The 26,113-nt window shown below is 60.0% G+C and carries 22 protein-coding genes; 21 read left to right on the forward strand and 1 reads right to left on the reverse strand.

Features of this window, described 5'->3' with window-relative positions:
- Positions 1–555: 555 nt before the first annotated feature.
- The 18 genes from rpoB (at position 556) to rpsQ (ending at position 22,663) form a co-directional block, all read left to right on the forward strand.
- Positions 556–4,062, forward strand: coding sequence for a DNA-directed RNA polymerase subunit beta (rpoB, locus tag ANI01nite_RS05295; RefSeq protein ID WP_038992208.1), 3,507 nt, complete (start codon positions 556–558; stop codon positions 4,060–4,062).
- A gap of 97 nt (positions 4,063–4,159) precedes the next feature.
- The gene (locus ANI01nite_RS05300) at positions 4,160–8,050 is read left to right on the forward strand and encodes a DNA-directed RNA polymerase subunit beta' (RefSeq protein ID WP_038992206.1); all 3,891 of its coding nucleotides are present in this window, start codon (positions 4,160–4,162) and stop codon (positions 8,048–8,050) included.
- Positions 8,051–8,648: 598 nt separating this feature from the next.
- A complete protein-coding gene (gene rpsL, locus ANI01nite_RS05305) occupies positions 8,649–9,023 on the forward strand; it encodes a 30S ribosomal protein S12 (protein WP_013349694.1) in 375 nt (124 codons plus the stop codon).
- Complete coding sequence (gene rpsG / locus ANI01nite_RS05310) at positions 9,023–9,493, forward strand: 30S ribosomal protein S7 (protein WP_038992204.1); 471 nt, start codon at positions 9,023–9,025, stop codon at positions 9,491–9,493. Before rpsL ends, rpsG begins: the two co-directional genes overlap by 1 nt.
- 69 nt (positions 9,494–9,562) lie before the next feature.
- Positions 9,563–11,677 (forward strand): elongation factor G, encoded by a 2,115-nt coding sequence (gene fusA, locus ANI01nite_RS05315; protein ID WP_038992202.1) that lies wholly within the window; start codon positions 9,563–9,565, stop codon positions 11,675–11,677.
- 240 nt (positions 11,678–11,917) lie between these two features.
- Positions 11,918–13,108 carry an elongation factor Tu gene (gene tuf, locus ANI01nite_RS05320; RefSeq protein ID WP_038992200.1) on the forward strand — a complete coding sequence of 397 codons (1,191 nt, stop codon included), beginning with the start codon at positions 11,918–11,920 and terminating at the stop codon, positions 13,106–13,108.
- A gap of 153 nt (positions 13,109–13,261) precedes the next feature.
- Complete coding sequence (locus ANI01nite_RS05325; protein WP_141356561.1) at positions 13,262–17,038, forward strand: hypothetical protein; 3,777 nt, start codon at positions 13,262–13,264, stop codon at positions 17,036–17,038.
- A gap of 399 nt (positions 17,039–17,437) precedes the next feature.
- Positions 17,438–17,746, forward strand: a complete 309-nt coding sequence (gene rpsJ, locus ANI01nite_RS05330) for a 30S ribosomal protein S10 (protein ID WP_013349689.1) — start codon at positions 17,438–17,440, stop codon at positions 17,744–17,746.
- A 20-nt stretch (positions 17,747–17,766) separates the two neighbouring features.
- The gene (rplC, locus tag ANI01nite_RS05335) at positions 17,767–18,417 is read left to right on the forward strand and encodes a 50S ribosomal protein L3 (RefSeq protein ID WP_038992198.1); all 651 of its coding nucleotides are present in this window, start codon (positions 17,767–17,769) and stop codon (positions 18,415–18,417) included.
- A 4-nt stretch (positions 18,418–18,421) separates the two neighbouring features.
- Positions 18,422–19,024, forward strand: a complete 603-nt coding sequence (gene rplD, locus ANI01nite_RS05340; protein ID WP_038992197.1) for a 50S ribosomal protein L4 — start codon at positions 18,422–18,424, stop codon at positions 19,022–19,024.
- Positions 19,021–19,323 (forward strand): 50S ribosomal protein L23, encoded by a 303-nt coding sequence (rplW, locus tag ANI01nite_RS05345; RefSeq protein WP_038992196.1) that lies wholly within the window; start codon positions 19,021–19,023, stop codon positions 19,321–19,323. Before rplD ends, rplW begins: the two co-directional genes overlap by 4 nt.
- A 31-nt stretch (positions 19,324–19,354) precedes the next feature.
- Positions 19,355–20,194 carry a 50S ribosomal protein L2 gene (gene rplB / locus ANI01nite_RS05350; protein WP_038992195.1) on the forward strand — a complete coding sequence of 280 codons (840 nt, stop codon included), beginning with the start codon at positions 19,355–19,357 and terminating at the stop codon, positions 20,192–20,194.
- A gap of 12 nt (positions 20,195–20,206) precedes the next feature.
- Positions 20,207–20,488: a 30S ribosomal protein S19 gene (rpsS, locus tag ANI01nite_RS05355; RefSeq protein ID WP_022874134.1), complete on the forward strand. Its 282-nt coding sequence runs from the start codon at positions 20,207–20,209 to the stop codon at positions 20,486–20,488.
- A 59-nt stretch (positions 20,489–20,547) separates the two neighbouring features.
- Complete coding sequence (gene rplV, locus ANI01nite_RS05360) at positions 20,548–20,913, forward strand: 50S ribosomal protein L22 (RefSeq protein WP_013349683.1); 366 nt, start codon at positions 20,548–20,550, stop codon at positions 20,911–20,913.
- Positions 20,914–21,693, forward strand: a complete 780-nt coding sequence (gene rpsC, locus ANI01nite_RS05365; protein WP_038992194.1) for a 30S ribosomal protein S3 — start codon at positions 20,914–20,916, stop codon at positions 21,691–21,693. It begins immediately after the preceding gene.
- Positions 21,694–22,110, forward strand: a complete 417-nt coding sequence (gene rplP / locus ANI01nite_RS05370; RefSeq protein WP_022874131.1) for a 50S ribosomal protein L16 — start codon at positions 21,694–21,696, stop codon at positions 22,108–22,110.
- Between the two features lie 2 nt (positions 22,111–22,112).
- Complete coding sequence (gene rpmC / locus ANI01nite_RS05375) at positions 22,113–22,376, forward strand: 50S ribosomal protein L29 (RefSeq protein ID WP_038992193.1); 264 nt, start codon at positions 22,113–22,115, stop codon at positions 22,374–22,376.
- Positions 22,376–22,663 (forward strand): 30S ribosomal protein S17, encoded by a 288-nt coding sequence (rpsQ, locus tag ANI01nite_RS05380; RefSeq protein WP_013349679.1) that lies wholly within the window; start codon positions 22,376–22,378, stop codon positions 22,661–22,663. Before rpmC ends, rpsQ begins: the two co-directional genes overlap by 1 nt.
- Positions 22,664–22,851: 188 nt before the next feature.
- Here the strand turns inward: rpsQ and ANI01nite_RS05385 are convergent, their stop codons facing one another.
- Positions 22,852–23,643 carry a helix-turn-helix domain-containing protein gene (locus ANI01nite_RS05385; protein ID WP_141356563.1) on the reverse strand — a complete coding sequence of 264 codons (792 nt, stop codon included), beginning with the start codon at positions 23,641–23,643 and terminating at the stop codon, positions 22,852–22,854.
- 70 nt (positions 23,644–23,713) lie between these two features.
- Here ANI01nite_RS05385 and ANI01nite_RS05390 point away from each other — a divergent pair, with 70 nt between their 5' ends.
- From ANI01nite_RS05390 to rplN, 3 genes are all read left to right on the forward strand, one after another.
- The gene (locus ANI01nite_RS05390; protein ID WP_141356565.1) at positions 23,714–24,220 is read left to right on the forward strand and encodes a VOC family protein; all 507 of its coding nucleotides are present in this window, start codon (positions 23,714–23,716) and stop codon (positions 24,218–24,220) included.
- Between the two features lie 101 nt (positions 24,221–24,321).
- On the forward strand, positions 24,322–25,275 hold the full coding sequence (locus tag ANI01nite_RS05395) for an endonuclease/exonuclease/phosphatase family protein (protein WP_255314432.1): 954 nt from the start codon (positions 24,322–24,324) through the stop codon (positions 25,273–25,275).
- A gap of 464 nt (positions 25,276–25,739) precedes the next feature.
- On the forward strand, positions 25,740–26,111 hold the full coding sequence (gene rplN, locus ANI01nite_RS05400; RefSeq protein WP_038992191.1) for a 50S ribosomal protein L14: 372 nt from the start codon (positions 25,740–25,742) through the stop codon (positions 26,109–26,111).
- Positions 26,112–26,113: the final 2 nt, after the last annotated feature.

Below are 26,113 nucleotides of genomic sequence, written 5' to 3' on the forward strand. Positions count from 1 at the left end.
CACCGGACACACGACGGCGTGGACGCTTCTTACCTGCTCGGGAAAAAGCGGTACAACGTTCCCGGATGACCAGGTAAGGTTCGCAGCGAAGCTTACCGGGACGCTGGAATCCCGGATCTTGATGGTTTTGGAACTCTTCGAACTTGGATGTGACAAAACGCATAGCGATGCCGGATGTCCGGAATATGAATCATGCTTTCAACGCATCCCGAGCCTCAGCTTTTCTGGGCAACCGGCGCAAACTCGCGCATCAGTTGGGAAAATGCGTGAGGTTCCCGTGGAACGATCACGCCAGGATTCGTGACGGAGCTGAGGCGAGGCGACGAAATGGGGGACTGGGCGAAAGTGGGGGCGAAAACTATAGCACGAATTTCTGCACCGAGTATCGACAACCGGATTTTCCTCCGGTAGAGTAGAAATTTGCGCCTTGCTGTTTGCGCGCGCGGCCTTCATATAGCGGTGGGTTCGTGCGGACGAAAAAGAGGAACTGTCCTATGGCAGGAACCTTAGCACGGTAAGCGTTCGGAAACCTGACGGTCTTTGGAAGGATCCATCTTGGTCGCCTCGAGCAACCCTAACAACCAAACCGCTAGTTCGGCTCGCGATGCTGCATACGCTGGCCGACTTTCTTTTGCAAAGATTCACGAACCCCTTGAAGTGCCTAACCTGCTGGCATTGCAGACCGAGAGCTTTGACCGCCTCGTCGGCAACCAGAACTGGGTAGAGCGCCTGGCCAAGGCAGAAGCCGCTGGCGACTTCAGCGTGCCCAACACCTCGGGCCTGGCAGAAATCTTCGAGGAAATCTCCCCGATCGAGGACTTCCAGGACACCATGTCCTTGAGCTTCTCGGATCCGGAGTTCGCTGATCCAAAGTACTCGATCGCTGAGTGCAAGGACCGCGACGCCACCTACGCGGCACCGCTGTATGTCAAGGCCGAATTCATGAACAATGAAACCGGCGAAATCAAGCAGCAGACCGTGTTCATGGGCGATTTCCCGCTGATGACCGAAAAGGGCACCTTCATCATCAACGGCACCGAGCGTGTCGTTGTTTCCCAGCTGGTTCGTTCCCCAGGCGCATACTTCGAGTCCGCGCCGGACAAGACCAGTGACAAGACGATCTTCTCGGCACGCATCATCCCATCGCGTGGTGCTTGGTTCGAGCTGGAAATCGACAAGCGCGACCAGATCGGCGTACGCCTTGACCGCAAGCGCAAGCAGTCGGTCACCGTCTTGCTCAAGGCCCTGGGCTGGAGCGAAGAGCAGATCCTGTCCGAGTTCGGCCAGTACGATTCGATGCGCGCTACCTTGGAAAAGGACAGCATCAAGGATCAGAACGAAGCCCTGCTGGACATCTACCGCAAGCTGCGTCCAGGCGAGCCTCCTACGGTTGAGGCTGCCCAGGCACTGCTGAAGAACATGTACTTCGAGCCAAAGCGCTACGACCTGGCAAAGGTCGGCCGCTACAAGCTCAACCGCAAGCTGGGCGTGGAGACTCCGGTCAACGCCGAGAACGCTTCGGTGCTGTCGCTGGACGACCTGGTGGCCATGATCCGCTACCTCGTTGCACTGCACGCAGGCGAGAAGACTGTCCAGGGTACCCGCAAGGGCGAGATCGTCGATATTCCTGTGAACGTCGACGACATCGACCACTTCGGCAACCGCCGCATCCGCGCTGTGGGCGAACTGATCGAGAACCAGGTCCGCACCGGCCTGTCCCGCATGGAGCGTGTTGTGCGCGAGCGCATGACCACGCAGGACGTCGAGGCGATCACACCGCAGACCCTGATCAACATCCGCCCTGTGGTGGCAGCGATCAAGGAGTTCTTCGGTACTTCGCAGCTCTCGCAGTTCATGGACCAGAACAACCCGCTGGCCGGCCTGACCCACAAGCGCCGCCTGTCGGCTCTGGGCCCGGGCGGCCTGTCCCGCGACCGCGCAGGCATGGAAGTCCGAGACGTGCACCCTTCGCACTACGGACGCATGTGCCCGATTGAAACCCCCGAAGGCCCGAACATCGGCCTGATCGGTTCGTTGGCTACCTACGGCCGCATCAACGCCTTCGGCTTCATCGAGACCCCGTACCGCAAGGTTTCCAACGGCCTGGTGTCCAATGAGGTCGAATACCTGACCGCGGACGACGAGCTGCAACACTACATCGCGCAGGCCAACGCGCCGCTGGATGAGAACGGCCGCTTCGTCGAAAACACCGTGCTGGTTCGCGAAAAGGGCGGTGGCGGCGAACCTGTCATCGTCGACGCCGATGAAGTGACCTTCATGGACGTTTCGCCTCGCCAGATGGTGTCGGTCGCTACCGCGCTGATTCCATTCCTCGAGCACGACGACGCCAACCGCGCACTGATGGGCGCCAACATGCAGCGCCAGGCTGTGCCGCTGCTGAAGTCCGAGCGCCCGCTGGTGGGTACCGGCATGGAGAAGTTCGCCGCAGTTGACGCCGGCGACTCCGTGGTCGCATCCAAGCCTGGCGTGGTCACCGAGGTTTCGGCTGACCTGGTTGTCGTCATGAACGATGACGGCACCGAGTCGATGTACCCGATCATGAAGTTCGCCCGCTCCAACCAGGGCAACGCCTACAACCAGCGCGTGCGCGTTTCGGAAGGCGACCGCCTGGAGTACCAGTCGATCATCGCCGACGGTCCGTCGACCGACTCGGGCGAGCTCTCGCTGGGCAAGAACCTGCTCGTGGCATTCATGTCCTGGGAAGGCTACAACTACGAGGATGCGATCATCCTCTCACAGCGCATGATCTTCGACGACGTGCTCACCTCGATCCACATCGAAGAGCACGAGGTCGACGCCCGCGATACCAAGCTGGGTGCCGAGGAAATCACCCGCGACATCCCGAATGTCTCGGAAGACATCCTCTCGCAGCTCGATGACCGCGGCATCGTCTACATCGGTGCAGAGGTCGAGGCCGGCGACGTGCTGGTTGGCCGTGTCACCCCTAAGGGCGAGACCGAGCTGACCCCGGAAGAACGCCTGCTGCGTGCCATCTTCGGCGAGAAGTCCCGCGAAGTGCGCGACACCTCGCTGAAGGTTCCGCACGGCGAGTCCGGCACCGTGATCGGCGTGCGCATCTTCGACCGCGACAACGACGACGACCTGTCGCCTGGTGTCAACCAGCTGGTCCGCGTTTACGTTGCGCAGAAGCGCAAGATCTCCATTGGCGACAAGCTTGCAGGCCGCCACGGCAACAAGGGCGTCATCTCGCGCATCATGCCGCTGGAGGACATGCCATTCCTCGAAGACGGCACCCCGCTGGATGTCATCCTGAACCCGCTGGGTGTTCCAGGCCGCATGAACGTCGGCCAGGTAATGGAAATCCACCTGGGCTGGGCTGCCAAGCAGGGCTGGAAGATCGAGGGCGAGCCTGAATGGGTCAGCGCGCTGCCGAACCTGCCTCGCGAAACCGGTTCCACCACCGTGGCAACCCCGGTCTTCGATGGCGCTTCGGAAGAAGAGATCCGCGGCATCCTGGATTCGACCAACAAGACCCGTGACGGCGTGCGCCTGATTGGCAACTCCGGCAAGGCGAAGCTGTTCGACGGCCGCTCCGGCGACCCGCTGCCGGATCCGGTATCCGTGGGCTACATGTACATCTTGAAGCTGCACCACCTGGTGGACGACAAGATCCACGCCCGTTCCACCGGTCCATACTCCATGATCACCCAGCAGCCGCTGGGCGGTAAGGCCCAGTTCGGTGGCCAGCGCTTCGGTGAAATGGAAGTTTGGGCACTGGAAGCATACGGTGCCGCTTACACGCTGCAGGAAATCCTGACCATCAAGTCGGATGACATCCACGGCCGCGTGAAGGTCTACGAAGCTATCGTCAAGGGCGAGAACGTTCCAGAGCCTGGTGTTCCAGAATCGTTCAAGGTGCTCATCAAGGAAATGCAGTCGCTGTGCTTGAACGTCGAGGTACTCGGTACCGACGGCAACACTATCGAAATGCGTGAGTCGGACGAGGAATCGTTCCGCGCCGCTGAAGAGCTGGGCATCGACCTTTCACGGTCGGAGCCGAACTCCGTAGAGGAAGTGTAATCTGGCGCCCTGCCTGCAGGACCTGCAGGCAGCGGCGGCACATTTCCAACCTCATTCGTATCGACTTCAGACACCACAGAAGAGAGAAAAGGACCATATGTCCAGCGATTCCTCATTCGGCCTCATGCGAATCAACCTTGCCACCGCGGATGAAATCCGTGGCTGGAGCTACGGCGAGGTCAAGAAGCCGGAAACCATCAACTACCGCACCCTGAAGCCGGAGAAGGACGGTCTTTTCTGCGAAAAGATCTTCGGCCCTTCCCGCGACTGGGAATGCTACTGCGGCAAGTACAAGCGCGTGCGCTTCAAGGGCATCATCTGCGAGCGTTGCGGCGTCGAGGTGACCCGCGCGAACGTACGCCGTGAGCGCATGGGCCACATCGAGCTTGCAGCCCCAGTGACCCACATCTGGTACTTCAAGGGCGTTCCATCGCGCTTGGGCTACCTGCTTGATCTGGCTCCGAAGGACCTCGAAAAGGTCATCTACTTCGCTGCCTACATGATCACCAGCGTGAACGAGGAACGTCGTCACGCCGAGATGCCGAACCTGCAGGCCCAGCACGACCTGGAGCTGCGCAACCTTGCGAACAACGCGGAAGCCGACAAGAAGGCTGTTGCAGCCGACCTGGAAGCCGAGCTGGAGCGCATGGAAGCAGAAGGCGCCAAGAACGCCGAGCTGAACAAGGCACGCACCCTGGCCGAGAAGACTGTTCTGCAGATCGACAAGCGCGCCAAGGCCGAGGCCGAGCGCCTGCGTGCGGTTTGGGAGCGCTTCAAGAACCTGAAGGTCGCCGACCTGGAAGGCGACGAGGGCCTGTACCGCACCATGCGTGAGAAGTACGGACTGTTCTTCGAGGGCTCCATGGGTGCAGAAGCCATCCAGAAGCGCCTGGAGAACTTCGACCTGGCGGCCGAAGCTGAAGAGCTGAAGACCGTGATCGAGAACGGCAAGGGCCAGAAGAAGGCCCGCGCCCTCAAGCGACTGAAGGTCGTCAACGCGTTCCTGGCCAACGGCAACTCGCCCAAGGGCATGGTCCTCGACGCTGTTCCGGTGATCCCGCCAGAACTGCGCCCAATGGTCCAGCTCGACGGTGGCCGTTTCGCCACCTCGGACCTGAACGACCTGTACCGCCGCGTGATCAACCGCAACAACCGCCTCAAGCGCCTGCTTGATCTCGGCGCGCCTGAGATCATCGTGAACAACGAAAAGCGCATGATGCAGGAAGCTGTTGACTCGCTGTTCGACAACGGCCGCCGCGGCCGTCCGGTCACCGGTCCAGGCAACCGTCCGCTGAAGTCCCTGAGCGACATGCTCAAGGGCAAGCAGGGCCGCTTCCGCCAGAACCTGCTGGGCAAGCGCGTCGACTACTCGGGCCGTTCGGTCATCGTGGTCGGCCCGCAGCTGAAGCTGCACCAGTGCGGCCTGCCGAAGCAGATGGCGCTGGAGCTGTTCAAGCCGTTCGTGATGAAGCGCCTGGTTGACCTCAACCACGCACAGAACATCAAGTCGGCTAAGCGCATGGTTGAGCGCTACCGTCCGCAGGTGTGGGATGTCCTTGAAGAGATCATCACCGAGCACCCGGTACTGCTGAACCGTGCACCGACCCTGCACCGCTTGGGCATCCAGGCCTTCGAACCACAGCTGATCGAAGGCAAGGCCCTGCAGCTGCACCCATTGGTCTGCGGCGCGTTCAACGCCGACTTCGACGGCGACCAGATGGCAGTGCACCTGCCGCTGAGCCCAGAAGCCCAGGCTGAAGCACGCATCTTGATGCTGTCCTCGCACAACATCTTGAAGCCTTCCGATGGCCGCCCAGTGGCACAGCCTTCGCAGGATATGATCATCGGCTTGCACCACTTGACCACCAAGCGTCCAAACGAAAAGGGCGCCGGCCGAGTATTCGCCACCGTTTCCGAGGCCATCATGGCCAAGGATCTGGGCGAGCTGCACCTGAACGCACCGATCAAGGTCCGCGTGGAGAACTTCGTTCCTTCCGCAGACCAGCCAGCCCCTGAGGGCTGGGAGCCAGGTACCCCGGCACTGCTGGAGACCTCGCTCGGCCAGGTGCTGTTCAACGACACCCTGCCTGCGGACTACCCATGGGTTGCCACCGTGGCCGGCAAGGATGCGCTTTCGGAGATCGTGAACGATCTGGCAGAGCGCTACCCGAAGATCGTTGCAGCTGCCACCCTGGACAACCTGAAGGACGCCGGTTTCTACTGGTCGACCCGTTCGGGTGTCACCGTGGCGATCTCGGACATCACCTCGAACATGGACAAGACCGCAATTCTTGCTCCATACGAGGAGAAGGCCGCCAAGGTCCAGGCTTCCTACGACAAGGGCCTGATTGCCGATACCGAACGCCGCCAAGACCTGATCGACATCTGGACCAAGGCTACCGACGAGGTTGCCGAGGCGATGAAGAACGGCATGGAAGAGCTGAACACCATTAACCGAATGGTGACTTCCAAGGCTCGCGGTAACTACCTGCAGCTGCGTCAGATCGCGGGTATCCGTGGTCTGGTGTCCAACCCCAAGGGCGAGATCATCCCGCGCCCGATCAAGTCCTCGTACCGCGAAGGCTTGTCGGTTCTGGAGTACTTCATCGCTACCCACGGCGCCCGCAAGGGCCTGGCGGATACGGCGCTGAAGACCGCGAACTCGGGCTACCTGACCCGTCGCCTGGTCGACGTTTCGCAGGATGTCATCGTTCGCGAAGAGGACTGCGGCACCAAGCGCGGCCTGACCGTTGCCATCGCGGACAACTCCGCCGGCATCCGTGTCAAGCACGAGACCGTGGAGAACTCGGCGTACACCCGTACGCTGGCTGCCGACGTGAAGGACGCCGAAGGCAACGTGCTGGCTACCGCCGGCTCGGATGTCGGAGACGTGCTGATCGACGAGCTGTACGCTGCAGGCGTGGACGAGATCCGCGTCCGCTCCGTGCTGACCTGCGACTCGGCTGTTGGAACGTGTGCGCTGTGCTACGGCCGTTCGCTGGCCAGCGGCAAGACCGTGGACATCGGCGAGGCTGTGGGCATCATCGCCGCGCAGTCCATCGGCGAGCCTGGTACCCAGCTGACCATGCGTACCTTCCACACCGGTGGTGTGGCATCGGCTGACGATATCACCCAGGGTCTGCCTCGTATCCAGGAATTGTTCGAAGCCCGTACCCCTAAGGGTGTGGCTCCGATGTCCGAGGTCGCCGGTCGCGTGTCGATCGAAGACGACGAGAAGCAGCTGCGTGTTGTGGTCACCCCGGACAACGGCGACGAGAAGCAGGCCTACCCGGTTCTGCGTCGAGCCCGCCTGCTGGTTGAAGAGGGCGAAAGCATTGCTGCCGGTACCCAGCTGACCAGCGGTACCCTGGATCCGAAGCAGGTTCTTCGAGTCCTCGGCCCGCGTGAGGCACAGAAGTTCCTGGTCCGCGAGGTCCAGGATGTGTACCAGTCGCAGGGTGTAGGCATCCACGATAAGCACGTGGAAGTCATCGTCCGCCAGATGCTGCGCCGCGTCACCGTCATCGAGTCCGGCGACACCGACCTGCTTCCAGCCGAGCTGGCCGATCGTTCGCGCTTCACCGCTGCGAACCGCAAGGCTGTCTCGGAAGGCAAGCGTCCTGCTGCCGGCCGTGACGAGATGATGGGCATTACCAAGGCCTCGCTGGCCACCGATTCGTGGCTGTCGGCTGCTTCCTTCCAGGAAACCACTCGCGTCCTGACCCAGGCCGCGATGGAAGGCAAGGAAGATCCGCTGCGCGGCCTGAAGGAGAACGTGATCATCGGTAAGCTGATCCCGGCCGGTACCGGTCTGGACCGCTACACCCAGGTCAACGTCGAGCCAACCGATGAAGCAAAGGCAACTTTGTTCACCGGCACCTCGGCCTTCTCCTCCGGCCTGTACGACGATGCACTGGAAGGCGGGCTGTCGCCTGAATTCCGTGCCATCTCGATGGACGACTACGACCACGGCTCGGACTTCCGCTAAGCCGGAAGCCGGGACGCCGTAAGGTAGCCTGAACCAATGCCTGCCCGCACACTGTGCGGGCAGGCATTGGGCGTTTAACCGGGACTGCAGCCGTCTACTGGGGGAGAAGTGGGCTGCGGGCAGCGCAGATAATGAGGTGATGAATCTTCTGGATGATTTGACTACCGGTTTACGGTGACGATAGAACCGGCGGCCGGTAGCAGGTGGTCAACAAGCAGTCGCCAGCGCCGGGTTCAGGTAGTTTTCACCTGGCGGCCCAGTGGCGTTCAGCTGCGGCAGATAGCGTGGTCACTACCCAAACCGGCTCGATGGCGGAAGGGCGAGCGGGGCCTTCGCGGTGAGTTAGCTTACTGTACATGGTGGCTCGGTGGATTAATGCTAGACTGAGATCAATTGTTTTATGTGTGGCAAAATGGACTCCGTCCGGGTTGCGGGTAGGTTGCGCAACGAATGCCACACTTTCGCACGCCTAGGGACTTTTGATTCTGAGTGCGCGGTAAAGCAAGCAGCTAGCTACATTGCGAAGCGCTAAAACTTTTCTAGGCTTAGGCGTTTTCGTCGTGTTGCCGAAGAACTTAGACAATGGAAGGACACGAAAGTGCCTACTATTCAGCAGCTGGTCCGCAAGGGCCGCTCGCCTAAGGTCGTCAAGACCAAGGCCCCTGCCCTTAAGGGCAACCCAATGCGCCGTGGCGTGTGCACCCGTGTGTACACCACCACCCCGAAGAAGCCAAACTCGGCTCTGCGTAAGGTCGCACGTGTGCGCCTTGCCGGTGGCGTCGAAGTTACCGCTTACATTCCAGGTGTCGGACACAACCTGCAGGAACACTCCATCGTGCTCGTTCGCGGTGGTCGTGTGAAGGACCTTCCAGGTGTCCGCTACAAGATTGTTCGTGGTGCTCTGGATACCCAGGGTGTGAAGGATCGTAAGCAGGCTCGTTCCCGCTACGGTGCAAAGAAGGATGGTAAGTAATGCCTCGTAAGGGTCCGGCGCCAAAGCGCCCACTAGTTTCTGATCCAGTCTTCGATTCCCCATTGGTCACCCAGCTGATCAACAAGGTTCTCGTAGACGGCAAGAAGTCCACTGCAGAGCGCATTGTTTATGGTGCACTCGAAGGTGCCGCGGCAAAGTCCGGCACCGATGCTGTTTCGACCCTCAAGAAGGCCATGGACAACATCCGTCCAGCCCTCGAGGTTCGTTCCCGCCGTGTCGGTGGCGCTACCTACCAGGTTCCTGTTGAGGTCAAGCCAGGCCGTGCAACCGCACTGGCTCTGCGCTGGCTGGTTGGCTACTCGAAGGCTCGCCGCGAGAAGACCATGATCGAACGTTTGATGAACGAGATCCTGGACGCATCGAACGGTCTGGGTGCCGCTGTGAAGCGTCGCGAAGACACTCACAAGATGGCTGAGTCCAACAAGGCCTTCGCCCACTACCGCTGGTAAGAACCGCTCGGAAAAGCTGGGCATCAACCGATGCCCAGCGATTCCGGCCTCACCTTATAGGGAGACAACGTGGCACAGGACGTGCTTACTGACCTTAACAAGGTCCGCAATATCGGCATCATGGCTCACATTGACGCCGGTAAGACCACTACTACTGAGCGCATCCTTTTCTACACGGGTGTGAACCACAAGCTCGGTGAAACCCACGACGGTGCTTCGACCACCGACTGGATGGAGCAGGAAAAGGAACGCGGTATCACCATTACCTCCGCGGCCGTGACCTGCTTCTGGAACAAGAACCAGATCAACATCATCGATACCCCGGGCCACGTTGACTTCACCGTTGAGGTGGAGCGCTCGCTGCGCGTGCTCGATGGCGCCGTTGCCGTCTTCGATGGCAAGGAAGGCGTTGAGCCTCAGTCCGAGACCGTTTGGCGCCAGGCTGACAAGTACAACGTTCCACGTATCTGCTTCGTCAACAAGATGGACAAGCTGGGTGCTGACTTCTACTTCACCGTAGACACCATCATCAACCGCCTGGGTGCCAAGCCGCTGGTCATGCAGCTGCCAATCGGTTCCGAGTCGGACTTCATCGGTGTTGTCGACCTGCTGACCATGAAGGCTTTCGTTTGGGAAGGCGACGCCAAGGGCGACGTTTCGCTGGGCGCCGCTTACGAGACCCGCGAAATCCCTGCAGACCTGCAGGAAAAGGCTGAAGAGTACCGCGCCAAGCTGGTTGAAGATGTCGCTGAGGCATCTGAAGAGCTCATGGAGAAGTACCTCGAAGGCGAAGAGATCTCCCTCGAGGAACTGAAGGCTGGCATCCGCAAGCTGACCGTGAACTCGGAAGCTTACCCGGTATTCTGTGGTTCGGCGTTCAAGAACCGCGGCGTGCAGCCAATGCTCGACGCTGTTGTCGACTTCCTGCCAAGCCCGCTCGACGTGGGCGCAATGGTCGGTCACGATCCAAAGAACGAAGAAATCGAGCTCACTCGCGAGCCTTCCGAGGATGCACCATTCTCGGCACTGGCATTCAAGATTGCCGCTCACCCATTCTTCGGCCAGTTGAACTTCATCCGCGTTTACTCCGGCAAGGTAGAGTCCGGCGCGCAGCTGCTGAACTCCACCAAGCAGAAGAAGGAACGCGTTGGCAAGCTCTTCCAGATGCACTCCAACAAGGAGCAGCCGGTAGATGAGATCCACGCAGGTCACATCTACGCTGTGATCGGCCTGAAGGACACCACCACCGGTGACACCCTGTGCGATCCGCAGAACCCAATCGTCCTCGAATCGATGACCTTCCCGGATCCAGTGATCTTCGTGGCCATCGAACCAAAGACCAAGGGTGACCAGGAAAAGCTGTCGACCGCTATCCAGAAGCTGTCCGCAGAAGACCCAACTTTCACCGTGTCCCTGAACGAAGACACCGGCCAGACCGAAATCGGCGGCATGGGCGAGCTTCACCTGGACATCCTCGTTGACCGCATGAAGCGCGAATTCCGCGTTGAGGCCAACGTTGGCAAGCCGCAGGTTGCATACCGCGAAACCATCAAGAAGGCTGTGGAGAAGGTCGACTTCACCCACAAGAAGCAGACCGGTGGTTCGGGCCAGTTCGCAAAGGTCCAGGTCTCGTTCGAGCCTCTGGAAGTTGTCGACGGCGTAACCTACGAGTTCAAGAACGCTGTTACCGGTGGTCGCGTTCCTCGCGAGTACATTCCTTCGGTCGACGCAGGTATCCAGGACGCAATGCAGTACGGTATCCTCGCAGGCTACCCACTGGTTGGTGTCAAGGCTACCCTCATCGATGGTGCTTACCACGATGTCGACTCCTCGGAAATGGCCTTCAAGATCGCTGGTTCCCAGGTATTCAAGGAAGGCGCACGCCGCGCTAACCCTGTTCTGCTTGAACCACTGATGAGCGTTGAAGTCCGTACCCCAGAAGAGTACATGGGCGACGTTATCGGTGACTTGAACTCCCGCCGTGGTTCCATCCAGGAGATGTCCGACGCTGCTGGCGTCAAGGTCATCCGCGCTGGTGTGCCGCTGTCCGAGATGTTCGGTTACATTGGTGACCTGCGTTCCAAGACCCAGGGTCGCGCAGTTTACTCGATGACCTTCGACAGCTACTCTGAGGTTCCGAAGGCAGTAGCCGACGAGATCATCCAGAAGTCCCGCGGCGAGTAATCGTCTCGGAATAAACCTGGCCGTGACCCCCATTGCGGGGAAGTGGCCGATCGCGGGCCGGTTCCGTTGGGAAACGGAGCCGGCGCCGCAAACGGCCAACGAGGGATTTGCATCACAATGCAGGTCCCGCAGAGGACCGGAATTTCCTAAATTATCCAAGCCCCCAGTAGACTATTTCTAGTTCGTTTGCGAACCGCGCAGACGAAGAATGTCTTCTGTAAATGTTTCTAGGAGGAACTTGTGGCAAAGGCAAAGTTCGAGCGCAACAAGCCGCACGTCAACATTGGTACCATCGGTCACGTTGACCACGGTAAGACCACTCTGACCGCGGCTATCTCCAAGGTTCTGGCTGACAAGTACCCAGACCTGAACGAACAGCGCGACTTCGCTAACATCGACTCGGCACCGGAAGAGCGCCAGCGCGGTATTACCATCAACATCTCGCACATCGAGTACCAGACCGAGAAGCGCCACTACGCACACGTAGACGCTCCAGGTCACGCTGACTATGTCAAGAACATGATCACCGGTGCTGCACAGATGGACGGCGCAATCCTCGTTGTTGCCGCCACCGATGGCCCAATGGCTCAGACCCGCGAGCACGTTCTGCTGGCCCGCCAGGTTGGTGTTCCAACCCTGATGGTCGCACTGAACAAGTCGGACATGGTTGAGGACGAAGAGCTGCTCGAGCTCGTGGAGATGGAAGTTCGCGAACTTCTGTCCTCGCAGGGCTTCGATGGCGACGACGCTCCAGTGATCCGCGTTTCGGGCCTGAAGGCTCTGGAAGGCGATCCAAAGTGGGTTGCAGCAGTTGAGGAACTGATGGACGCAGCTGACAGCTTCATCCCGGATCCAGTTCGCGACCGCGACAAGCCATTCCTGATGCCAATTGAAGATGTCTTCACCATCACCGGCCGCGGTACCGTTGTTACCGGTCGCGCCGAGCGTGGCACCCTGGCAATCAACTCGGAAGTTGAGATTGTCGGCATCCGCCCAATCCAGAAGACCACCGTTACCGGTATCGAGATGTTCCACAAGCAGCTCGACGAAGCATGGGCAGGCGAGAACTGTGGTCTGCTGCTTCGCGGTCTGAAGCGCGACGATGTTGAGCGCGGCCAGGTTGTCGTAGCCCCAGGCTCGATCACCCCGCACACCAACTTCGAAGCTAACGTCTACATCCTGTCGAAGGACGAAGGCGGACGTCACAACCCGTTCTACTCGAACTACCGTCCGCAGTTCTACTTCCGCACCACCGACGTTACCGGCGTTATCACCCTCCCAGAGGGCACCGAAATGGTTATGCCAGGCGACAACACCGAAATGTCGGTTGAGCTGATCCAGCCAATCGCTATGGAAGAGGGCCTCGGCTTCGCAATTCGCGAAGGCGGCCGCACCGTTGGTTCGGGCAAGGTTACCTCCATCACCAAGTAGTCATTACTTGACGGTGTAGTTCCCTAGCGGACTGAGAAAATCCCCCAGCACTTATGTGCTGGGGGATTTTTTTGGTTAATTGAGAGCGTCAGCTAGTGAATATATCTAGAAGGTGGTCTAATTGGAGAGCGCACCAATTCATTAACTGGGGGAGTGGCTTCAATGATCGGCTGGGTCATCGTATCTATCATCTTGATCCTGCTGGCCTTCGGCCTTGGCCGACGCCAAGGAAAACGGGCTGCTTCGCACAGCCCGCAACAGCTGGATGCTCTGGGTGAAGCCTGGCAGAGAGGCTACGACGAGGCCGTCAGATACTTGGGGCAATCCGGTGGGAAGGCTCCCGCGGAGCCAGCCGTCGACGAAGCCCTGGGGGCCCCAGGGGGCCCGGTACCGCCGGATAATGCGCAACCCGCGCAGCCGCAACAAGCAGCCGTCAACGACGCCGCGCCGGTCGTATCAGGGGCCGAGGCGGTTCGTGGCAGCCAGCCGTACCTCCAGCGAGTTCCTGCTAATGCAGCTTCCGCCTACCGCGCTCCTGCCCCCGCGGCGGCGACCGGGTCTGCGGTGCCGGCAAAGCCGATGAAGGCCCTGACCAAGCGCGAGCGCGAATTGCGCAATATCAATATCACGCTCTACGTCGCGGCTCTGATGATCGTTGCTGCCGGCGCGCTATTCCTGAGCTTCGCGTTGCCACCGCTCTCCAAGCTCATTGCCCTCTTCCTGCTCTCGGCTGCGTTCTACGGCGGCGGTCTGATCACCTATTCTGTAAAGCCTTCCTTGCGGCCAGCGGGTGCCGCTTTCGCCGGCACCGGTTTGGCCTTGCTGCCGTTGTGCGCCATCGCCACGCATAGCACGCTGGAGCTCTCCGGGCCAGCGACCTGGCTGATATTCTCGGCCATCGGCACGGTAGCAGTGGGCTATGCGACGCTGGCGCTCAAGTCCCGTGTTTTGGCCTGGGTGGCCGTGCTGATTCTGGTCAGCACCGCCATGGCAGGCGCGGCCACCATGCAGCGCGGAGTCCTCTACTACATGCTGATCCTTCTGGTGCTCTCGATCGTGCTGATGCTTCTCGCCGCACGCAGCGAAAGGATCCGCGCGTCGATCTTCTTCCAAGCGCTGATCGGCACCGCGCAGCTGCTGCCTGCGTTCGTCTTCGTGCTGGCGGCGATCCTTGTCGAGATGCTCACCAGCCGGGATCTGTTCTGGATCTTCGCCTTGCTCACCGCCCAGTTGCTGATCAGTGTCAGGCTGCTCGTCAACCGGCGTTTGCTTCGCACGTATGCTGCCCGCGCCTCGTTCATGGCCATGCTCGTGTCCGGCTGCAACTATCTTGGCTTGACCGCAACGAGCACCTGGCTGGTGCTTGCCTGCGCATTGGGACTCCAGGCCGTGGCAGTCCTGCGCTGGGCTACCGGCTATCGGCAGAGATTGGGATTGGCACTCAAGCACTTGCAAATTGAACGCGCGGTGCTGTGGAGCGCCGGGATTGCGTCCGTCTTCTTCGCGTACTTTGCCGCAGAGGGCTTCGAAGCCTTCATGCTCAGCTGCATCGCGGTCCCCGTCTTCATGGCGTTGGCAGTCCCGGGCCTGCTGCGCGGAACCAAGCTGGAAATTGGTGCCATTGCGGTACTTCCGCTCGTGACGCTGGTGGATCTGCAGAATTACAGCTGGCGTCCGCTGCCGGCTTTCGTGCTGGCACTGGTCGGTCTTTCGCTGGCGCATCGCCGCACTCGCAGCCTGCTTAAGGAAATCACCGGCCACGTGCGCTGGGTACTGGAGCTGATTGGCGCAGGAGTGCTCGGCGCGGCGCTCCAGGAGCTCACGACCGATGGTGACGGATCTGCGAATGGCACCGCCTCGTTGATTGCAGTGCTCCTGGTGATGTTCATCTTGTGGGTGGCGAATCTGGCGAGCCGATCCTTGCTGGAACGAGGATTGGCGCAGGCGCACCGGCTGGGGCGTGTGGGTGCTTCGGCGCTGCTCGGCGTGGTACTGCTGCTCGGCCTGAGAATCCTGTCAACCAGGGGCGAAGATGGCTACGGTGCAAGTTCCATGGCGTTCCTCGGGCTCAGCTCGCTGGCTTGGTTCATCGTCGGCTTGGTGGTTGCAGCGGGCCTGGTCATTGCCTCGGGGTGGCGGCTTCGAGACCTTGCTGTCCAGCGACCCGAGCTGGGACAGTCGATCAGCCTGGGGGCAGCCGGACTGCTGCTGGGGCTCTATGCGCTCAGCTTCGGCAGGCATTTCTGGCCGCTGGCGATTTTCATCGGGGCGGCTTCCTTGGGTTATTTCATCTGGTGCCTGCGCCGCAGCAGCAATCAGCGGTGGAAGGTCATCTACGCCGCGTTGGCCCAAGTGCTCTTCAGCTCCATGGTGTGGTGGCTTGCCTACAGCATGGAATTCGATATCCACGGCCGGTTCTGCCTGCTGCTGGTTTCGGTGGCCATCCCGCAATTGGTCCGGTTGCTGGCCAGCATCCGCAGAGGCAATGCGCTGCGTAGCGAATTGCGGTGGATGGCAGTTGGCCTGCTGGCGGGCATTCCAGCGGCAACGTTGGCTTACGGGCAGTTCGCCGGCGGCTTGGATCGGGGAGCGGTTCTCCTTGCCTGCTTGTTCTTCGGGCTGCACGGACTGGCTGCATTCAAGGCTGAGACCGGTCTGGCGATAGTGAAGCGGCAGCTCTATCTGCTGGCCCCGATTCTGTCGCTGATCCTGCTGATCAGCATTCCGGCGCTGGCGATGCCCGATGCGACCGGGTGGGTCCGCACCATCTGGTGGAGTTCGCAAGCTGCTTGCGCCATGCTGCTGGCGGTGGGCCTCGGCGCACTCATCCTTGAATGGCGTTTGCGTGCCAAGAAGCAGTATTCGCTGGCCGTGGCGCTGGCTATCTTCCTTCCTGCGGTATGGGCCGCCGCATGGCAGGCAGGTTCTTGGTGGGCAGTTGCTGCGCACTTGTTAATGGCTTGCGCGTTCATCCTCATGGTGCACACGCGTTCGAGTGCCTGGTATGCCGCCGGATCGAGCATCATGCTGGCTGTGGCAATCCTGCGTGCGGTCTTCGAAGTGCGGCAAGCTGGTGGCGCCTTGATGATGGAACTGATGGATGCCGCATGGGCGCTGGCGGGCACGGGCATGGTGCTGTATCTGCTTGCCATCTTCCATGGGCGAATGAAGGAACCAACACCGGGATATCCTCGCTTCGGCCGCCTTCATGCGGATCCGCCCGGTGCTGCTTCGCGATTGTATTTTGCTGGCATGCTCTTCGCGTTGCTGCTGGCAGGTGGGATCGGCCACCTCGACGCTGGCGCAACATGGCAGGTGGTCGGCGGTGGGCTGCTCATCTTCGGTGTTGCGGTGCTGGTGCGGCTCTACGAGCTTCCCCAGGCGCTGGTGACTTTCGGAGTGGACGGCTTCATTCTCCTCGGGGCCCTGCTCTCGCTCAGCAGCTATGCGCAGATCGCCGGCGCACCGCGGGCCAGCAGCGTGGCAGCCTATGCCTGCATTGTTGCAGTAGTGCTGGTGGTGTGGCGCAATGTCAGAGCCGATGCGCGATTGCAGAAGATCTACCTGCTGGCTGCATCGGCCGCCGGCAGCCTGGCTTTGCTGACGGCGCTGGTCGAATCCAATGGTGCAGCCCAGGTGATCGGCCTGGTCTTCTTCGGCGCACTGGTGGCGTGGGGGCTGAAGCTGGGGGAACGGCTGTTCATCTGGTGGGGTGCGGCAGCCATCACCCTGGCAGTCTTGTGGTTCCTGCGTGACCTGGCGTTCCTCTGGCTGGTGGTCATCGGCCTGGGGCTGATTGCCGCCGCGGTCTTCAAGCTGGTGAAGGTTGACAAGCAGGAATCCGTGCCGGCGAAGCAGGGGAGCCTGGCAGATCCACCGATGCCTGCGGGGCCGGAGCGGACCGGACAGGATGGGCCAGAGCCGTCGTGAGGTCAAGATCACGGGCACGGATAGGCATAAAAGATTTGCGCGATCGTGGCCGACCTGTCAGACTAGATAAGTTGCTTCAGTGCAACCCGGTCCCCATTTATAGGGTAACCGGATCTGGTTTGAACGACCGGGATCGACTCTCACGCAGGATAATGCCTGGGGTTCGGGATCGATACAACTGCTTCAAATTATAAGGCCCCTCGATAAGGTGAAAACTTTGTGGGTGTTTTGTGACTGAAATTTTCACGACACGCCCGAGCGCGGGGGTCGGAGCCTCCTGCGGGTGAGGAACCCGGATCTGATCCGGATTCAGCCGCAGAGCAAGGCGTGCCGGTCCGGAAGGACCCGTATATAGGCACAGAAACTTTAGATAGTGCTAACAGAAAGAGGCATGACGCCATGGCGGGACAGAAAATCCGCATCCGGCTGAAGTCGTATGACCACGAGGTCATTGACGTTTCGGCCCGGAAGATCGTTGAGACGGTCACGCGCGCAGGCGCAACCGTAGTCGGCCCAGTGCCGCTGCCAACGGAGAAGAACGTGTACTGCGTTATCCGTTCGCCACACAAGTACAAGGACAGCCGTGAGCACTTCGAAATGCGCACGCACAAGCGTCTGATCGACATCGTTGATCCGACCCCGAAGGCTGTTGATTCGCTGATGCGTCTCGACCTGCCAGCGGATGTCAACATCGAAATCAAGCTTTAAGGGGAGGTGGCGAGAAAACTATGACCGCAACCCGTAATTTCAAGGGCCTGCTGGGCACGAAGCTCGGCATGACCCAGGTTTGGGATTCGAACAACAACCTGATCCCTGTCACCGTCGTGCAGGCTGACAGCAACGTTGTCACCAAGCTCATCACTGAAGAGCGCGATGGCTACACCGCAGTTCAGATCGGCTACGGCCAGATCGATCCTCGCAAGGTCACCAAGCCAATGGCTGGCCACTTCGAGGCTGCTGGCGTTACCCCACGTCGCCACCTGGTAGAACTGCGCACCGCAGACGCTGCCGAGTACACCGCAGGCCAGGAGCTCTCCGTAGAGGTCTTCGAAGCCGGCCAGAAGGTCGACGTCGTAGGCACCTCGAAGGGTAAGGGCTTCGCCGGCGTTATGAAGCGCCACAACTTCTCCGGTGTTGGCGCATCGCACGGTGCTCACAAGAACCACCGTAAGCCAGGTTCCATCGGCGGCGCATCGACCCCAGGTCGCGTATTCCGCGGACAGAAGATGGCCGGTCGCATGGGTGCTGAGCGTGTTACCACTCAGAACCTGACCATTCACGCTATCGACGTTGAGAAGAACCTCCTGCTGATCAAGGGTGCCGTTCCAGGCGCCCGCGGCCGCGTCGTTCTCGTACGCAACGCCGTGAAGGGAGCATAAGTAAATGACTAAGGCACTTAACGTCGAACTGCCTGCAGAGATCTTCGACGTACAGACCAACGTCCCGCTGCTGCACCAGGTTGTCGTCGCACAGCTTGCTGCTGCCCGCCAGGGTACCCACAAGACCAAGGACCGCTCCGAGGTTTCGGGTGCAGGTCGCAAGCCGTTCAAGCAGAAGGGTACCGGCCGCGCCCGCCAGGGTTCGATCCGTGCTCCGCACATGACCGGCGGTGGCATTGTCCACGGTCCAACCCCACGTGACTACTCGCAGCGTACCCCGAAGAAGATGAAGGCTGCTGCACTGCGCGGCGCCCTGTCTGATCGCGCACGCTTCGATCGCGTCCACGTGATTGAGAACCTGGTTGCTGGCGAAACGCCTTCGACCAAGGAAGCTCTGGCTACCTTGCGTTCGCTCACCGAGCGCAAGAACCTGCTTGTCGTCATCGATCGCGCCAACGATGTTGCTGCCCTCTCGGTTCGCAACCTCGTCAATGTGCACGTTCTGTACGTCGACCAGCTGAACACCTATGATGTTCTGGTTTCGGATGACGTAGTCTTCACCAAGGCTGCCTTCGATGCCCTGGTCCAGAAGGAGGAAGCCAAGTGAGCGCGTTCTCAAAGGCTCCACACGACGTGGTCATCGCACCTGTCGTATCGGAAAAGAGCTACGGTCTGATCGACGAAGGTCAGTACACCTTCGAGGTGGCACCAGGCTCCAACAAGTCGGAAATCAAGTACGCCGTTGAAGCCATCTTCAACGTCAAGGTTGACTCCGTTAACACCATCAACCGAGCTGGCAAGCGCAAGCGCACCCGCTTCGGGTGGGGTGCGCGCAAGAACACCAAGCGCGCCATCGTCACCTTGAAGGACGGCTCGATTGACATCTTCGGCGGTCCGCTTTCCTAAGCGGAGACCACTTTAACGAGGAATATAAATAATGGGAATTCGTAAGTACAAGCCGACTACCCCGGGCCTTCGCGGCTCGTCGGTAGCCGACTTCGCAGAAATCACCCGATCGACTCCGGAAAAGTCGTTGGTTCGTCCACTGACCAAGTCAGGCGGCCGTAACAACTCCGGTAAGATCACCACCCGTCACAAGGGTGGCGGACACAAGCGCGCCTACCGCGTGATCGACTTCCGTCGTCACGACAAGGACGGCGTTCCGGCAAAGGTCGCTCACATCGAGTACGACCCGAACCGTACCGCACGCATCGCGCTGCTCCACTACGTGGACGGCACCAAGCGCTACATCATCGCACCGAACAACCTGAAGCAGGGCGATGCTATTGAGGCCGGCGCAAACGCCGACATCAAGCCAGGCAACAACCTGCCACTGCGTAACATCCCGGTTGGTACCGTGATCCACGCTGTTGAGCTCCGCCCAGGCGGCGGCGCCAAGATGGCTCGTTCCGCTGGTGCATCGATCCAGCTGGTAGCCCGCGAGGGCCGCTACGCTCAGCTGCGTTTGCCTTCGGGCGAAATCCGCAACGTTGATGTGCGCTGCCGCGCAACCATCGGCGAAGTTGGCAACGCTGAGCAGATCAACATCAACTGGGGCAAGGCCGGCCGTATGCGCTGGAAGGGCGTACGCCCAACCGTTCGCGGTGTTGTCATGAACCCAGTTGACCACCCACATGGTGGCGGTGAAGGCAAGACCTCCGGTGGTCGTCACCCGGTCAACCCTAACGGTAAGCGTGAGGGACGCACCCGTCGTCCAAACAAGGAAAGCGACAAGCTCATTGTGCGTCGCCGCAAGACCGGCAAGAACAAGCGATAGGAGCCTGGAAACATGCCACGCAGCCTGAAGAAAGGCCCCTTCGTCGATCAGCACCTGTTCCTGAAGGTCGTTGCTGAAAACGAAAAGGGCACCAAGAACGTCATCAAGACGTGGTCCCGCCGTTCGATGATCATCCCGGACATGCTGGGACACACCATCGCCGTACACGACGGTCGCAAGCACATCCCAGTGTTCGTCACCGAATCGATGGTTGGACACAAGCTCGGAGAGTTTGCCCCAACCCGTACGTTCCGTGGCCACGTGAAGGACGACAAGAAGGGCAAGCGCCGCTAGGCCCCGCGAGGGTACTAGTATCGCTTAGCACTTCTTCGATAGACGAGAGAAGGATAGCAATGGAAGCCAAGGCAATTGCGCGTCACATCCGCGTAACGCCTATGAAGGCCCGGCGCGTCGTCAACCTTGTTCGTGGTCTGCAGACCAACGAGGCACTGGCCATCTTGAAGTTTGCCCCACAGGCAGCTTCGGAGCCGGTATACAAGGTTGTCGCATCGGCAGTGGCTAACGCCCGTGCCGCCGCGGACCGCGCAGGTGAAGCATTCAATGAGGACGAGCTGTTTATCAGCGAAGCGTTTGTTGACGAAGGTCCGACCATGAAGCGGTTCCAGCCGCGTGCACAGGGTCGCGCATTCCAGATCAAGAAGCGCACCAGCCACGTGACTGTGGTTGTTTCAACCACGCAGAAGGGTGGGGAGAACTAAATGGGACAGAAGATTAACCCGAACGGTTTCCGTCTCGGCATCACCACCGATCACGTTTCCCACTGGTTCGCTGATTCCAGCAAGCCAGGCCAGCGCTACGCTGACTACGTGAAGGAAGATGTCCAGATCCGCGCCCTGCTGTCTAACGGCATGGACCGCGCTGGCATCGCCCGCGTCGAGATCGAGCGTACCCGTGACCGCGTACGTGTGGATATCCACACTGCACGTCCAGGTATCGTCATTGGTCGTCGCGGCGCAGAAGCTGACCGCATTCGCGGCGAGCTGGAAAAGCTCACCAAGAAGCAGGTTCAGCTGAACATCCTCGAGGTCAAGAACCCTGACATGGAGGCCATGCTGGTCGCCCAGGGCATTGCCGAGCAGCTTGCTTCCCGCGTGGCTTTCCGCCGTGCGATGAAGAAGGCAATGCAGTCGGCAATGCGCGCTGGTGCCAAGGGCATCCGCGTTCAGTGCTCCGGTCGACTTGGCGGCGCAGAAATGTCCCGCAAGGAGTTCTACCGCGAAGGCCGTGTGCCGCTGCACACCCTGCGCGCGAACATCGACTTCGGCAAGTTCGAAGCCAAGACCACCTTCGGCCGCATCGGCGTGAAGGTCTGGATCTACAAGGGTGACGTTACCGCCAAGGAACTGGCTGCACAGCAGGCTGCTGCTCCAGCTCGTGGAGGCCGTGGCGGCAACGACCGTCCACGTGGCGGCGAACGCCGTCGTCGCAACGATCGCAAGGGCGCTGCAGCTCCGGCTGCGGAAGGAGGACAGGCTTAAATGCTTATCCCACGTCGTGTGAAGTTCCGCAAGCAGCACCACCCGAAGCGTTCGGGCGCTGCTAAGGGCGGCACCACCGTAGCATTCGGTGAGTTCGGTATCCAGGCGTTGACCCCGGCTTACGTGACTAACCGTCAGATCGAAGCCGCTCGTATCGCCATGACCCGTTACATCAAGCGTGGCGGTAAGGTCTGGATCAACATCTACCCAGACCGTCCGCTGACCAAGAAGCCTGCCGAAACCCGCATGGGTTCCGGTAAGGGTTCGCCGGAGTGGTGGGTCGCCAACGTCAAGCCAGGACGAGTCATGTTTGAACTCGGTGGCGTCAGTGAAGAGGTAGCTAAAGAGGCATTGCGTCTTGCAATCCACAAGCTGCCAATGAAGGCACGCATCGTGCGTCGTGAAGGTGGTGAATAGGGATGTCTATCGGTTCGAAGGACCTTAGCATTGAGTCCCTGGACGGCTTCGATACCGCTCGTTTGAACGAGGAATTGAAGAAGGCCAAGGCAGAACTGTTCAACCTGCGTTTCCAGTCGGCTACCGGCCAGCTGGAATCCCACGGGAACCTGAAGGCAATCAAGCGCGATATCGCCCGCATCTACACTGTGCTGCGCGAGCGCGAGCTGGGCATTCGTGAGGATGTCGTTGTTCCGGTTGAAGAAACCAAGAAGGATTCCAAGTAATGAGCGAGAAGGAGAACGGTGTGGATAACGCTACCGAGCGTAACGACCGCAAGACCCTCCGTGGTTACGTGGTATCCGACAAGATGCAGAAGACCATCGTCGTAGACGTTGAGGACCGTGTGAAGCACGCCCTCTACGGCAAGGTTATGCGTCGCAACAAGAACGTAAAGGCTCACGACGAGAACAACGAAGCCGGCATCGGCGACTTGGTTGTCATCGCTGAGACCCGCCCGCTGTCCGCTGACAAGCGCTGGCGTCTCGTTGAGATCGTAGAGAAGGCTAAGTAAGCTTCCCCGCGATTTCACGGATCTCGTGATTGACGAAACGCCCCGGACTTTTCGCAAGAAGAGTCCGGGGCGTTTCTGTATTCAATGCCGTGAATGGCATCTGGCACCGACCCACAGAACGGGACGTGCACTAATTGACCGCAGCTGACGGCTACCTGACCGCCAATAGTAACTGCGGTGTTGGCAGGCTAGATTCTGCCCTGCCGATAAGTTCGAGGGGAATAACCCAGCACCTTCCGGAAATCGGCAGCGAGATGGGCTTGATCTGAATATCCCAGCTCCGCGGCAATGCCAGCGATGGAGGCCCCAGGGTCATCGCGCAGCCTACGGGCTGCTTCTTGCAAGCGATAGCGCCGAATCACTGCCAACGGTCCCAGACCCAAATACCGTTCCGACATCCGTTGCAGGCTGCGCGAACTGAGCGACAGGTGTTGGGCCAATTGGGAAACCCTCACGATCCCACGTTCCATGGCGACGGCGTCGAGCAATTCATTGGCACGCAGGCCTTCGCGCGACACGTGTGGAAGATGGGCGTTGAACCACGAGCTGAAGGCATCAGCACAGGCGGCCCCGTTGCTTTCGTGGGGGCCCCGCGTTTTGATCTCGGTGATCGCGGCCAGCAGCTCAGGCGCGTTGAACTGGATTTCCTGGTCCAGCAGCTGCACAGGCTCCACGCCCAGAGCCTGAGCAGCTGCGTGCCGGAGCAAGGCTGCAACGGCCCATCCGCTGCCGGACAAGTCGCGGTGCGATGCTCCGCTGGCCGGGCCGGAAAGCGTTACCCCCTCTGCCTGAACGACCAGATTCATTTGCGGAAAGGGCAGCAATTCCTGCCTTGAGGTGCGTCCCGGGGCAATATCCCATTCCACTAGCCAAAACCACGAGACCAACTGGCTGAGGCACGGATCGGGCGAGTAGCGCTCGATTGCCGGTAAGCGGGCGGGATACAAAACGCCGCGCGGATCTGCTGCAGCTTCCTCCATGGCCTACCACCCGTACAAGTTGTCGCATATTTACAAGATCCAGCGTGCCACACACTCCTAGGCTGAAGATATGGAAAATCTCGAAGAAGCCACGCACGGCGTGACAGGAAGGCATACCACTGCTGGCGTGCCGCATGGGGTCACCAGCTTGACGCCATTCTTGGCGGTACCCAACGCAAGGGCAGCCCTGGACTTCTATGCAGAAGTCTTTGGCGCCACCGTATTGGATTCGACCGAAATGGGCGGGGCAGTAGTCCACGCGGAGATAGATTTCGGCAATGGCCACTTGCAGATTGGCGAACCGTCACCTGCCTATGGATTGGTCGGGCCACCGGCCGTCCCGAACGCCTGCTATTCCTTGCGATACTACTGCGAAAATGCAGATGCGGTAGTGGCCAGGGCCAAAGCCGCAGGTGCCGCGATTCGAGAGCCACTGAGCAACTTCGTCTCGGGGGACCGCTTTGCATCAATCCTCGATCCCTTTGGCGTCCGCTGGTCCATCATGTCAAGGGTTCAGGATCTGTCGACGGAAGAGAGCGCACGGCGTGTAGCGCAGTGGGCATCGCAGCAATCGTGAATTGGACAAAGGCTTAGCTGGACGCGAACCGACCAGCAACGAACGGATGGGAAAGCGTCCTGACCGGAATCACAATTCGGATCGCGTAGGCTCGGGGCGTGATGATTCGACGACGAATGCCGTACTTTCGGTGGTCTGCCGGTGCGGTTCTGGTTCTCGCCCTGGCTATTGGAGCCCTTCCGTATCTGGGTTTCCTCAGCGGCGGATGGATTCCAAAGCTCCAGGCCTTCCAGCCTTACCTCCTGCTCCTTCTGGCAGCGGGCCTCGTTATGGGCCTGCTGCGCAAGACGTGGATGATCAGCGGATGCCTGTTCGTGCTCCTGCTTTGCGGGACAGTGCCCAACGTGCAACTGAACGCTGTCGAGGGGCAGTCGGGAAACGGCAACTCCGAGCTGGTCGTCTTATCGTTCAATGCGTTGAAAGCCGGAGCGGACCCTGAACAGCTCGCGGAAGTGATCAGCAGTACGAAACCGCAGATTCTCGTCCTGGTGGAAACCAGCGAACCATTGCACCGGCAGCTCGCAGGGCGCGGCGCCCTGGACGACCTCGGCTATCGGAGCCACGAGGCGCCCAGTGGGGGAGAACGGGATACCGTGATCTTTTCAAAGTATCCATTGCAGGAACGCGCCAGCGATCTGGATGCAGAAGCCACGGGTTGGTATTCCTTGCCTGTCGTCGATGTGCAGGCACCTGGCGGCCTCGTGAGCGTGGCCGGCATCCATATCTATCCGCCAGTCGGCGATGCGCAAAGGTGGGAGCGGGGCTTGGCTTCAGTCATCGACTGGTCGGAACAGCAGAAGAACAATCCGGTGATCCTTGCCGGCGACTTCAACTCCGTTCGCTCGCATCCTGCATTCCGTGCCCTGGGGGAAGGATTAGTGCAGGCTGGCGGCTTCTTGCCCCGCCCGACCTGGCCAGCTGGCCGGAGCTTCCCGCCGCTGATCGGCATTGACCATATATTGGCGAAGGAACTCACTGTTACGGGGTCTTCTTCCCATGCGGTCGGAGGTTCGGATCACCTGGCGGTAAGCGCAACGTTCGAGTTCTTGGATTGAACCGAAAAATAATCCCACTTATGGCAATCTGCCCGACTTTCGTCCGCGAGAGCGCTCGGAGGGAACTCGAAAGGCAGACGGAAGCCGCTGCAAGCGGCGAGCTGCCTCAACCGATGCCAGCACCAAAACCCCGGAATTCAGGGATTCTGGAGTGCCAACGGTGTGACGAACGACGCTCGCCTTTCTCATACCACACCATTTCGGATTCGCGCCACTCTAGGCTAGACTTAAGAATCTGTGCGCATGATGTTCGAGGACTATCCACCTTCGGCATAATGCAGTGCGGTCCAAATCCGTTTGGCCGCGCAAGCGCAGCCTCGATATTTTACGCCTCGGCCCTGCCGGCAATTGGGATCAGCATTCGGTGCGCCCGCGCCAGTGGGGGTAAGCGATACGTATCGTGGAGACCATATCCGTTCCGCAAGGCTCATTCATGAGAACCAGCGAGACGACAGGAGTAAGAAGTGATTCAGCAGGAGTCGCGACTGAAGGTTGCCGATAACACCGGTGCCAAGGAAATCCTTGCCATTCGTGTTCTTGGCGGCTCGAAGCGTCGCTACGCAAGCATTGGCGACACCATTGTCGCTACCGTCAAGGATGCAATTCCTGGCGGCAACGTGAAGAAGGGCGACGTCGTCAAGGCAGTCGTCGTTCGCACCAAGAAGGAAATCCGTCGTGCAGACGGTTCCTACATCAAGTTCGACGAGAACGCTGCAGTGATCCTCAAGGGTGACGCTGCCGATCCTCGTGGCACTCGTATTTTCGGCCCAGTGGGCCGCGAGCTTCGTGACAAGAAGTTCATGAAGATCGTTTCCCTGGCTCCGGAGGTGCTGTAACC

Source organism: Glutamicibacter nicotianae (genome assembly GCF_006539525.1).
Lineage (GTDB): Bacteria > Actinomycetota > Actinomycetes > Actinomycetales > Micrococcaceae > Glutamicibacter > Glutamicibacter nicotianae.